Raw genomic sequence first — 11,262 nt, forward strand, 5'->3', positions numbered from 1 at the left:
GAGAAACTGCATGGAGAAGGTGGCGCTGGTCACTGGAGGCGCGCGCCGGGTTGGGGCGGGCATTGTCCGGTACTTGCATGAACGCGGCTGGCGCGTAGCGTTGCATTATCGTAGCTCTGCGGCGCAAGCGCAGACGCTGGTCGATGAACTGAACGCGCAGCGACCGGGTTCGGTGGCGCTGTTCCAGGCTGATTTGCTGGATACGGCCAGATTACCCGCACTGATCACGGCCGTGCAGGCGCACTTTGGCCGGCTGGATGCGCTGGTCAACAATGCCTCGTCGTTCTTTCCCACGCCGGTGGGCCAGTTTACCGAAGAGGCCTGGCAGGATCTTCTGGGCTCTAACCTCAAGGCCCCGATTTTTCTGGCGCAAGCGGCTGTCGCTGCCCTGCGGGAAACGCATGGCGCCATTGTCAGCATTGCGGATATCCACGCCGAACGCCCCTATCCAGAGCACACGCTGTACACGGTCGCCAAGGCCGGGCTGGTGGCCATGACGCGCTCGCTGGCGCGGGAACTGGCGCCACAAGTGCGCGTAAGCGCGGTGGCGCCGGGCTCCAATCTCTGGCCCGATCATGACAGCGTGTTTGATGCGCAAGAGCGCGCACGGATTGAGGCCAGTATCCCGCTGGGCCGCACGGGCACGCCGCAAGACCTGGCGCAGGCTATCCACTTTTTGCTGGAAGCGCCTTATATCACCGGCGTGATCTTGCCGGTAGACGGCGGGCGCAGCGTGGTGCTGTAACCCGGGCATGGCCGAACGGGGCCGATTTCGGGTAAAATCGCCGTCAATTCAACCATCTATCCAACGGGGCGCATACGGCTAACCACGCCATATGCGCCCCGCGAGCTTCTAGCCATGAATGCAGCAACTGAGACCATCGCCCTGACTGAGGCGGAAAAAAAGCAGCAATACAATTTCAACAAGCTCACCAAGTGGCTGCGCCACGGTGTGGGCGACGCCATCAACGATTTCAACATGATCGAAGAGGGCGACAAGGTGATGGTGTGCCTGTCTGGCGGTAAAGACAGCTACACCATGCTGGACATCCTGATGGGTTTGCAGCGTTCTGCGCCCATCAATTTCAGCATTGTGGCGGTGAACCTGGACCAGAAACAGCCCGGTTTTCCGGAGCATGTGCTGCCGGAATACCTCAAGGCGCTGGGGGTCGAATATCACATCATCGAAGAAGACACCTATTCCATCGTCAAACGCGTGGTGCCGGAAGGCAAAACCACCTGTGGCCTGTGTTCGCGCCTGCGTCGCGGCATTTTGTACCGCGTGGCCGATGAACTGGGCGCCACCAAGATCGCGCTGGGCCATCACCGGGAAGACATTCTGGAAACGCTGTTCCTGAACATGTTCTACGGCGGCAAGATGAAGTCCATGCCGCCCAAACTGGTGAGTGACGATGGCAAGCATGTGGTGATCCGCCCGTTGGCGTACTGCCGGGAGAAAGACATCGTCCGCTACGCCGAAGCCCGGCAGTTCCCGATCATTCCGTGCAATCTGTGCGGCAGCCAGCCCAACCTGCAACGGGAAGTGGTGGGGCAGATGATCAAGGATTGGGACAAGCGTTTTCCTGGCCGGATCGAGAGCATGTTCCGCGCCATGCAGAACGTGGTGCCTTCGCACCTGGCAGATACCCGCTTGTATGACTTCAAGAACGCCAAGGCCGATGGCATTGCGCGTGAAGATGGCGACAAGGCGTTTGACCGCGACCAGTTCAGCGAACCCGGCCGCATCAATATCCTGGCCAGCAAGCCGGATGGCGATGCCCAGGATAGCGGCTGCGGTGATTTCTGATGCTGTTCCGCTCAAAACGCATCAGCCCGGCCGCACACGAAGAGATCCAGATCGACATTTCGGACTCGCTGGGCATCCGCAAGCTGCACTTTGGCGGCGATGACACACAGAGCGCCATGCGCGTCAGTGACCCGCTGGAACTCGTACTGGCCTACACCCGCTGCCTGTTTGGTTTTCTGCTGTTCAACCCCGAGCCGCGTGATGCGCTGCTGATTGGTCTGGGCGGCGGTTCGATTGCCAAGTGGATGCACGAAAAAATGCCCGCCACCCGGCTGACTGCAGTGGAATTGCACCCGCAAGTGGTGGCCGTGGCGCGTTCCATGTTCCAGTTGCCGATGGATGATGATCACCTGCAAGTGGTGGTGGGCGATGGCGCGGCGCACGTGTACGCCATGCCGGACGCCTCAACCGAGCTGATCATGATGGATGCCTATTCGGCCTCCGGCATTGCCGAACCCCTGGCGAGAGCGGACTTTTTCAGCGCCTGCCGCGACCGGCTGACCGAAAACGGCGTGCTGGTGGTGAATCTGTGGGGATCAGACCGGCGCTTTGAGACCTACCGGGACCGTCTGAGTGCCGCTTTCAATGAACGCATCCTGCTCTTGCCAGCCCGGCAAAAGGGCAATGTGCTGGCATTTTGCTTTGTGCGAGGCCAGAACAACCCCGCCTGGGCCACGCTGGCGGAGCGGGCAATCGCACTCAAAACCCGGTACGGACTGGAATTTGACGAGTTCGTCAGTGACCTGGCGCGCTTGAATCCACACAACGACCGCAAGATCTTCATTTGATTGCAAAATGCTGCGACCCGCATCGCAGCACGTCATGACAGCGTATTCAGGCCTGCCCCGTCCCCGATAAAACCGCGCTTTGCAGCGCCGGATCGCATTTGCTGGTTTCCAAGCCTTGGCGGATGTGGAAAAATCGGGGTTAACCAAAGTTTAACAAGGTATTACCCATGCTCGACCGAGACGGTTATCGTCCGAACGTCGGCATCATCATCATCAACCAAAGGAATCAGGTTTTCTGGGGAAAACGCGTACGCGAGCATTCCTGGCAATTCCCGCAGGGTGGGATCAAACAGGGTGAAACACCGGAACAAGCCATGTTCCGCGAGCTGATGGAAGAAGTCGGCCTGTCGTCGCAACAGGTCGAAATCATCGGTCGCACGCGCGAATGGTTGAAATATGATGTGCCGACCAACTGGGTCCGCCGCGAATGGCGCGGTACTTATAAAGGACAAAAACAGATCTGGTTTTTACTGCGGCTTAAGGGACATGACTCTGATGTCTGCCTGCGCCGCACCAACCACCCCGAATTCGACGCCTGGCGCTGGAACGAATGGTGGTCGCCGCTGGAGGCCGTGATCGAGTTCAAACGTGGCGTGTATGAAGCTGCGTTGTCGGAGTTGTCGCGTTTTCTGGATCGCGCGCCGGATCGTCGGCCGCCTTCTTCATCGACCTGAGCACGGTGCTGGCAAGCGGTACGCTGCATCACTGACCCGGCCCCAAGGCAGGGTGGCTGCTTTGGCCATCTTGCCCGGGCCGGTTTTCTTCCCGGATTTCGACAATGGCCCGGTTGGGCCAGGCAACAAGGCACAACAGAAGGCCCACGCCATGCCGGACACACCCGCCCATTCCACCCCGGAAATGCACTGGCGCTCGCTGGCCGTGCTCAATCTTTTCCGCCTGCTATGCGTTGTCGGGCTGATTCTCAGTATTGCCGTTTTTTCCCACCGTTTTGTGACTGACCCCGGCCTGCGTGAGCCTTTTTTGTGGCTGGTGGCGGGTGATCTTGTGCTGGTTGGCCTGTTTGCGCTGACCATCACCAAACGTAAACCCGGTTTTGAAATCCAGCTCAGTGTGCAGGTGGTCACGGATGTGATCTTCCTTGTGAGCTTGATGGATTTGTTTGGCGGGGTGAAAAGCGGCCTGGGTATCCTGTTGTTGCCCTATCTGGCGGCCGCGGGGTTGATTTCGCGCGGACGCATGACCTTGTTCCACGCCGCTGTAGCCAGTATTGCGCTGCTGATCGAGCAACTGTGGCGGGTGGTGGCATTCCAGTCGTCGTTCGATGAAAACTTCACCCCGGCCTTGCTGTGCGTGGCCTGCTTTGCGGTGGCCTGGCTGGGACACCGCTTGTCCCGCACCGCCGAGGCCAGTGAAAAGCTGGCTGAACAGCGAGGGGTGGATTTGCAGAACCTGGCGCAAGTGAACCAGCGCATCTTGCAAGACATCTCCGATGGCGTGGTCGTGGTTGATAGTCTTGGGCATATCCGCCAGTTCAATGAGCGCGCCGAGCAACTGACCGGGCGCAGCCTGCTGATTGGTGATCTGGTGGCCGAGCCCTTGCCCCGGTTGGCCGAAGCGGTGGCTGCCTGGCAAATGGACCGCACCCGGGTGGCCGAACTGGTGGCGGGCGGGCGCCCGCAGAAAACGCTACGCCTGCGCATGGTGGGTCTGTCAGATCAGGCGCCGGGTGATGTGATGGTGTATCTGGAAGATATGGACCGCCTGCGGCATGAATCCCAGCAACTCAAGCTGGCCGCGCTGGGCCGGCTGACGGCCAATCTGGCCCATGAAATCCGCAATCCGCTCTCTGCAATCAGCCATGCCGCGCAATTACTGGCCGAAGAAACGACGGATGATCCGCTATACACAAGACTGACGGCGATTATCGGCGACAACGCCGGCCGGCTGGAGCGTATGGTGCGTGACGTGCTGGAACTGAACCGGCGCGACCGGCTGCAGATCACCGAGATCAACCTGGGGCAATGGCTGGAAAGCTTCCTGGATGAGTTTCGTCAGGTAGAAAAGATCGCTCCGCCGCTGCCGCTTCTCTGTCCGCCGGATGTAGTGATACGGTTCGACCCCGGCCATTTGCATCAGGTGTTATGGAATCTGGCGCGTAATGGCTGGCGCTACTGCAGCCAGGGTGAGGGTAGTCTGACCTTTACCGTGACGCTGGCCGATGGCCACTGGCTGCTGGATGTGTACAACGATGGCCCGCCAGTTCCCGCTGATGCGCAGGTGCAACTGTTCGAGCCGTTCTTCACCACAGAATCGAAAGGCACCGGGCTGGGTCTGTATATTGCGCGGGAGATCTGCGCCGCCAACGCCGCACATCTGGTGTATGCGCCGCCGGAAAAAGGCGCGCGTTTTCGCATTACCTTCGGAATGAATGATGGCCAGAAAAACACGAACGGATAAACGCGTTCTGGTGGTGGATGATGAAGTCGATCTGGCAGAACTGCTGGAGCTAACCCTGCTGAAAATGGGCTTGTCGGTCGATACCGCCAACAGCGTGGCCCAAGCCCGGCAGCGGCTGGATAGCCAGCGTTACGACTTTTGCCTGACCGACATGCGCATGACCGATGGCGATGGCATGGACGTCATCCGCTATGTGCAGCAAAAGAAGCTCGATGTCCCGGTCGCGGTGATCACGGCCTATGGCAGTACGCAAAACGCAGTTGATGCCCTGAAGGCCGGCGCGTTTGACTACCTGGCCAAGCCGGTGTCGCTGGAACAACTGCGCACGCTGATCAAATCCGCCCTTAATCTGGATGAAGAAGCCGTCGCATCCGCCAGCACCGGCCCGGCCCGCATGTTGCTGGGTGAATCCCCTGCCATGAAACAGGTGCTGGAACTGATCGACAAGCTGGCGCGCAGCGCCGCACCGGTCTATGTCAGTGGTGAATCGGGATCCGGCAAGGAGCGCGCGGCACGCATGGTCCATGCCCAGTCGGTCCGTGCAGAAAAACCGTTTGTGGCCGTCAACTGCGGGGCGATCCCGGAAAACCTCATGGAAAGCGAGTTTTTCGGCTACCGCAAAGGGGCCTTCACAGGGGCGGATGCGGATCGTGACGGGTTTTTCCAGGCGGCACACGGCGGCACGCTGTTTCTGGATGAAGTGGCCGACTTGCCGCTGCCCATGCAGGTCAAACTGTTGCGCGCCATTCAGGAGCGCAAAGTGCGCAAGGTGGGCGCAACGCAAGAAGAAGCCGTCGACGTACGCATTATCAGCGCCACCCATCAGAACCTGGCGCGTTGTGTGGAAAGCGGGCGTTTTCGCCAGGATTTGTATTACCGCCTCAACGTGATCGAACTGCACATGCCGCCGCTGCGCGAGATGGGCGCAGATGTGGAACTGATTGCCCGGCATGTGCTGGCCCGGCTGGCCCAGCAAAGCGGACAGGTGGTCCCGGCGCTGGAGTCCGAGTCTCTGGCGGCGCTGCGCCACTATGCGTTCCCCGGCAATGTGCGCGAACTGGAAAACATGCTGGAGCGCGCGCTGGCGCTGTGTGATGGCCAGACCATTACCGCTGATGATCTGCAAATCACCCCGGCGACGGAATCCATGCGGGAGGAAGGCGCCAGCGCAGTCACCGACAACTTGCAGGATTATCTGGACCGGGTTGAACGTGCGGCCATTCTGGAAGCGCTGGAAAAAACCGGCGGCAACCGCACGCAAGCGGCCAAGGTGCTGGGCGTGACTTTCCGTTCATTCCGGTACCGGATGGAACGGCTGGGTTTGTGATCCGGCGCAAGAGAAGATGAAGCAAACCTGGATTTGCACAGACAAAAAAGCCCGGCATGCACCGGGCTTTTTTCCTGCGTTGGGGGTGAGGCGTCGGGGATCAGATTCCGTCGACTTCCAGCTCGCCCCCACCCAACTGCCACACCCGTCCGCCAATAGCCACGCGACGCTGTGCGTCCACATCCAGATACAGCACGGACAGCGGCGAAATACGGCGGTGAATGGTATGACCCTGTTCAATGCGGAACGAGAATGGCGGCGTATTGCCATTGGCAATGAACCAGTGACCAATGGCCGCTGCGGCGCTGCCGGCGCCAAAGTCTTCCTGCAGGTGGAATGGATCGGCGGTGAAGGCGCGCAAGGTCAGCACTTCGCCATCGTTGCTCCACAGGGCAATCTGCAAGAGTTGGTGCGGGTTGCCCAGCGCGGACATCAGCAAATCCAGCCGTGGCGCCACTTGCAGCACATGCTGGCGGGCGCGTAACGGCACCACCAGTTGCGTGAAGTCACTGTCCACCCACAACAGCGGGCCGGAAAGATCCGCCGGATTCAGGCCCAGCGCCGCAGCCAGCGCCAGATTGTCCACCTGGGCCGAACGGGCGTGACCGGCCGGGGTCTGCACCCACCACAGATCATTTTTCTTGTAGCCAATGGTCGGTGCGCCAATGGCGATCTGCGCGGCAATGCTGGACGCGCCCAGCGCGACCGCCGTGGAATACGGGAGCGCCAGTTGCGGCGTATAAGCCGTCCAGGATTGGCTGCGCGTCTCCAGAAAACCGGTTTCCGGTGCGCAGAATTGATAGGCGAGGCGTTGTGCCACGGCCGGATCGGGGCGTTTTGCGGTCTCACAGATGACCACAGGACAGCCGCCCATACGGCGCTCACCAAAGATGTTCAACAGGTGGAATGGAATTTTTACCATTTTTTAATCACGATTCACCCCGTATTTGCGACGGGGAGCGATTGTTATTTGTTACAATGCTGGGGTTTGTCCCAACTGTCCGATCAACGCCTTTCTGATAGCGAAACCCATGTCTTCTGCTCTGGAACTGATTGCCGAAAAAGACCAGCCTCTGGCGCGCGACCTCGAAATTCTTGCGGACGTGCTTGAAAACACGATCCGTGAACAAACCAGCAATGCTGCCGCCGACCAGATTGGCGCCATTCGGGACCTGGCAATCCGCTACGTGGAAGGCCATGATCCGGAAGCCAGCATTACCCTGGCGCGCACGCTTTCCACGCTTGACCTGGACAATGCCATGGCATTGGTGCGTGCGTTCAGTTATTTCTCGCACCTGTCCAATATAGCGGAGGACTTGCATCATAACCGCCGCCGTCGCATCCACAAAATGCATGGATCGGAAGCGCAACGTGGCAGCATCGAAGCCGCCGTCACGGCGTTGATCGAACGCGGTATCAAACCCGCTGAAATTCTGGCGCTGTTGAGCGACACACTGATCGCTCCGGTGCTGACTGCCCACCCCACGGAAGTGAAGCGCAAGACCATTCTGGAATGCCACGCGGCCATTTCCGAACTGCTGGTGGCGCGTGATCGCAATGCCATGACGCCGGAAGAAGAGCGCGCCAACCGCGAAGCGCTGGAGCGCGTGGTCCTTACACTGTGGCAAACCCGCGAAATCCGTACCTTCAAGCTCAAGGTACAGGATGAAGTGGAAAACGGCTCCACCTATTTCCGCAGCACCTTCCTGCATGAACTGCCACGTCTGTATGTGGACCTGGAAGATCGTCTGGCCGAACTGGCCGGTGCAGATGTTGAGCTGCCCAATTTTGTTCACGTCGGCTCCTGGATCGGTGGCGACCGTGACGGCAACCCGTTCGTGACCGGCGACGTGATGCGCTATGCCGTATCCCGCCAGTCCGGCATTGCCCTAGATTACTACTACCAGCAGTGTTCCAAGCTGGGCGCAGAACTTTCCATGTCGGTACGTCTGGTCCAGGTTGACCAGTCGCTGCAACGGCTGGCCGAACAAGCGGCGGAAGACGAGCGCAAGACCGAAGAGCCGTACCGTCTGGCGGTCGGCCACATTACCGCGCGTATTTTTGCGACCGCAGTGCGTATTGGTACCTTCCATCATCAACTGCATGATGTCGCCCGCGCGCCGGAATACGAAAGCGCGGCAGAACTGGAACGCGATCTGCTGATTGTGTCCAATTCGCTCAAGGCCCATGGCGCGGCCAAGCTGGCCAATGGTCGTCTGCGTCGTCTGCTGCGCGCGGTGTCGGTGTTTGGTTTCCATCTGGCCCCGATCGACATGCGCCAGATTTCCACCACGCATGAAAAGGTGCTGACCGAGCTGTTCCAGAAGGTCGGTCTGGAGGACTACAGCAAGCTTGATGAAGCCTCCCGCCGCATTGTGCTGCTGCGTGAGCTGGCCAGCCCGCGCCCGCTGATCTGCCCGTATATCGATTACAGCGCAGACGTGCAAAAAGAAATCGATATCTATCACGCGGCTGCGGAAATCCAGGCGCGCTATGGCTCGCACGCGCTGCCGAACTACATTATTTCCAACTGCGCGTCGGTGTCCGACATGCTGGAAGTAGCCGTGCTGATGAATGAAGTCGGCATCATTCAGCTGGCGCCGTCGCTCAAAGCCAAGATCAACATCATTCCGCTGTTTGAAACCACGGCGGACTTGCGCAATAGCGGCCAGATCATGGCGGACCTGTTTGCCCTGCCGCAATGGCGGGCCATTGTAGGCGGTCGCGATCAGGTGCAAGAAGTGATGCTGGGCTATTCGGACTCCAACAAGGATGGCGGTTACATGACGTCCAACTGGGAGTTGTACAAGGCCGAGCTGAATCTGGTGAAGGTGTTTGATGCCGCTGGCATCAAGATGCGCCTGTTCCACGGCCGTGGCGGCACGGTGGGGCGCGGTGGCGGCCCGGCGTTTGATGCCATCGTGGCGCAGCCGGCCGGTTCCGTGAATGGTCAGATCCGGATTACCGAACAAGGTGAGGTCATTGCCTCCAAGTTTGCTGACCGCGAAGTGGGTCGCCGCAATCTGGAAATCATGATCTCTGCCACGCTGGAAGCCAGCTTCCCGTCGGCTGAACAATCGGGTGTCGATACGCCGGAACGCCACAAGCTGGCCGAACGCCTGTCGCTGCGCGCTTACCAGTCTTACCGTGACCTGGTCTACGCGACACCGGAGTTCATCACGTATTTCCGTGAAGCCACGCCGATCAACGAAATCCCGAGCCTGAACATTGGTTCGCGCCCCAGCGCCCGCAAGAACACCAACAGCATCGCCGATCTGCGCGCGATTCCCTGGGTGTTCTCCTGGTCGCAGTGTCGTCTGATGCTGCCGGGCTGGTACGGTTTTGGTACGGCCATTGCTGAATATCTGGCCGAAACCGGCGACAAGGGTCTGGCTGTCTTGCAAGAACTGTACAGCGAGTGGCCGTTCTTCCAGGTGACCGTGTCCAATATGGAAATGGTCCTGGCCAAGTCCGACATCGCCATTGCATCGCGCTATTCGGAACTGGTGCGTGACCAGGATCTGGCCCGCCGCATCTTCGGCCGTATCCGTGACGAATGGCAACGCGCGGTGGATGCCGTGCTGGCCATTACCGGCCACAAGGAGCTGCTGGGCGATAACCCGATGCTGGCGCGCAGCCTGGATAACCGTCTGCCGTATCTGGACCCGCTCAACCACCTGCAAGTGGAGCTGCTGAAGCGCATGCGTGCCGGCGATGAAAGCGAAGAACTGCAACACGCTGTGCATCTGACCATCAACGGGATTGCCGCCGGCCTGCGTAACAGCGGCTAATCGATCCACCGCTTGCTGTATGAGGCGCTGCTGTACTGGAGCGCCTCCGGCAAACCGTCATATACTCGCCGCCATGATCCGACGCTTTGATTTCTTCAAGGCTGCGGGCCTGGCGGCGATGTTTTTGGTGGCGGCCCGGTCTGCTGATGCCGCTGGCCTGCCCAATCACTTTGGTGAGCAGGTAGAGTCCGCGCTGACTTGCGAATCAGAATGGTCCACTGAATGGTGGCGCGGCTACTTTCAGCATTATCTGGGCAAGCCCTTGCGCACGTGGGGTGAGGCCGAGTGGTACGACGCCAAAAATGCCCAACTGGCCGGCAATACCGCCACGGAAGTCTTCGTCAATGTGCCCTCCAGCGGGGCACTCATGGTGGGGGCATTGATCCCCACGCCAGTCGACAAGGTCAAAAAACAGCTGGAATCCACGCTCAATATCCAGTTTGTGCAACTGGCCGGCCCTTATCCGCGTTATCTCTCCAAATTCGGCAGCGTGCTGGTCGGGCTGTCCAACAACCAGACCAAGTGGTACTGCGCGCGCTGGAGTCTGGGCAACCGTCCCTGATTGTTCTGGTTTCGTTCTGGTTTTCCCCGCCTGACCCCCGCCTGACCCCCTGCTGCCCGCTACGCCTCTAATACCATTTGCATAACCGGTGGCTTTCTTCCGGTAATACCACTTTGTCATATCGGGCTCCGCCGCTCGTCGATCCTCTGCATGGTCACGTGTGCAGTTTCGGGCGATCTACTTTGTTGACAACTTGTTAAAGAATCTTGTCGGCAGAGTGACAAAAGACAGCCGGGCTGACGGGCCCCATAACAACAACGCGGACTGCATTTCGTCGGCGACGAACGTCATGTTATTCCGCCAGACGGACGGCGTTTTTTCGTGTTTGGTGCATGACCAAGCTCTTATGTTGCGTTGCGATATGGAAAGTGGGCGTCAAAAAAGCCACTTTTTGTGCATATTCACACTTATATGCTGCATCGCAATAAATCCGTTTTTTACAAAAACTGACAATTGCATCGATCTGGTGCAAGGAACAAACGGCTCAGGTGAAACCCGTATGTCGGTGGTCCTCTTGACGCCCTGGGAGGGTGTGGCCGTAAATGGGCGCCGTGGAACCGAAGTCTGCA

9 protein-coding genes are annotated in these 11,262 nt (G+C 59.3%); 8 read left to right on the forward strand and 1 reads right to left on the reverse strand.

Translation table 11 applies throughout. From position 1 onward, the window contains the following. Positions 1 to 10 precede the first annotated feature (10 nt). The 6 genes from HNQ50_RS19700 (at position 11) to HNQ50_RS19725 (ending at position 6,340) form a co-directional block, all read left to right on the forward strand. On the forward strand, positions 11 to 745 hold the full coding sequence (locus tag HNQ50_RS19700) for a pteridine reductase (protein WP_184102933.1): 735 nt from the start codon (positions 11 to 13) through the stop codon (positions 743 to 745). Between the two features lie 114 nt (positions 746 to 859). After that, positions 860 to 1,807 carry a tRNA 2-thiocytidine(32) synthetase TtcA gene (ttcA, locus tag HNQ50_RS19705; protein WP_184102934.1) on the forward strand — a complete coding sequence of 316 codons (948 nt, stop codon included), beginning with the start codon at positions 860 to 862 and terminating at the stop codon, positions 1,805 to 1,807. Then, entirely contained in the window at positions 1,807 to 2,595 is a 789-nt protein-coding gene (locus HNQ50_RS19710) for a fused MFS/spermidine synthase (protein ID WP_184102935.1), read from the forward strand. Before ttcA ends, HNQ50_RS19710 begins: the two co-directional genes overlap by 1 nt. A gap of 167 nt (positions 2,596 to 2,762) precedes the next feature. Continuing rightward, a complete protein-coding gene (locus HNQ50_RS19715; protein ID WP_184102936.1) occupies positions 2,763 to 3,269 on the forward strand; it encodes an RNA pyrophosphohydrolase in 507 nt (168 codons plus the stop codon). A gap of 61 nt (positions 3,270 to 3,330) precedes the next feature. Continuing rightward, positions 3,331 to 5,013, forward strand: coding sequence for a sensor histidine kinase (locus HNQ50_RS19720; RefSeq protein WP_184102937.1), 1,683 nt, complete (start codon positions 3,331 to 3,333; stop codon positions 5,011 to 5,013). After that, positions 4,985 to 6,340 (forward strand): sigma-54-dependent transcriptional regulator, encoded by a 1,356-nt coding sequence (locus HNQ50_RS19725; RefSeq protein WP_281386228.1) that lies wholly within the window; start codon positions 4,985 to 4,987, stop codon positions 6,338 to 6,340. Before HNQ50_RS19720 ends, HNQ50_RS19725 begins: the two co-directional genes overlap by 29 nt. Before the next feature lie 100 nt (positions 6,341 to 6,440). Here the strand turns inward: HNQ50_RS19725 and HNQ50_RS19730 are convergent, their stop codons facing one another. Beyond that, the gene (locus HNQ50_RS19730) at positions 6,441 to 7,262 is read right to left on the reverse strand and encodes a PhzF family phenazine biosynthesis protein (RefSeq protein WP_184102938.1); all 822 of its coding nucleotides are present in this window, start codon (positions 7,260 to 7,262) and stop codon (positions 6,441 to 6,443) included. Positions 7,263 to 7,371: 109 nt separating this feature from the next. Between HNQ50_RS19730 and ppc the strand changes: the two genes are divergently transcribed. Together ppc and HNQ50_RS19740 are read left to right on the forward strand one after the other, a co-directional pair. After that, positions 7,372 to 10,131: a phosphoenolpyruvate carboxylase gene (gene ppc, locus HNQ50_RS19735; protein ID WP_184102939.1), complete on the forward strand. Its 2,760-nt coding sequence runs from the start codon at positions 7,372 to 7,374 to the stop codon at positions 10,129 to 10,131. Between the two features lie 73 nt (positions 10,132 to 10,204). Beyond that, positions 10,205 to 10,693, forward strand: a complete 489-nt coding sequence (locus tag HNQ50_RS19740) for a hypothetical protein (protein WP_184102940.1) — start codon at positions 10,205 to 10,207, stop codon at positions 10,691 to 10,693. The last annotated feature ends 569 nt before the right edge of the window (positions 10,694 to 11,262 follow it).

Origin of the sequence: Silvimonas terrae, from assembly GCF_014202765.1 — a bacterium.
GTDB lineage: Bacteria > Pseudomonadota > Gammaproteobacteria > Burkholderiales > Chitinibacteraceae > Silvimonas > Silvimonas terrae.

Coding starts and splice junctions, on each gene's coding strand:
- ttcA (WP_184102934.1), top strand. CDS start 860: ATGAATGCAGCAACTGAGACCATCGCCCTGACTGAGGCGGAAAAAAAG.
- HNQ50_RS19730 (WP_184102938.1), bottom strand. CDS start 7,262: ATGGTAAAAATTCCATTCCACCTGTTGAACATCTTTGGTGAGCGCCGT.
- ppc (WP_184102939.1), top strand. CDS start 7,372: ATGTCTTCTGCTCTGGAACTGATTGCCGAAAAAGACCAGCCTCTGGCG.
- HNQ50_RS19725 (WP_281386228.1), top strand. CDS start 4,985: ATGATGGCCAGAAAAACACGAACGGATAAACGCGTTCTGGTGGTGGAT.
- HNQ50_RS19740 (WP_184102940.1), top strand. CDS start 10,205: ATGATCCGACGCTTTGATTTCTTCAAGGCTGCGGGCCTGGCGGCGATG.
- HNQ50_RS19700 (WP_184102933.1), top strand. CDS start 11: ATGGAGAAGGTGGCGCTGGTCACTGGAGGCGCGCGCCGGGTTGGGGCG.
- HNQ50_RS19715 (WP_184102936.1), top strand. CDS start 2,763: ATGCTCGACCGAGACGGTTATCGTCCGAACGTCGGCATCATCATCATC.
- HNQ50_RS19710 (WP_184102935.1), top strand. CDS start 1,807: ATGCTGTTCCGCTCAAAACGCATCAGCCCGGCCGCACACGAAGAGATC.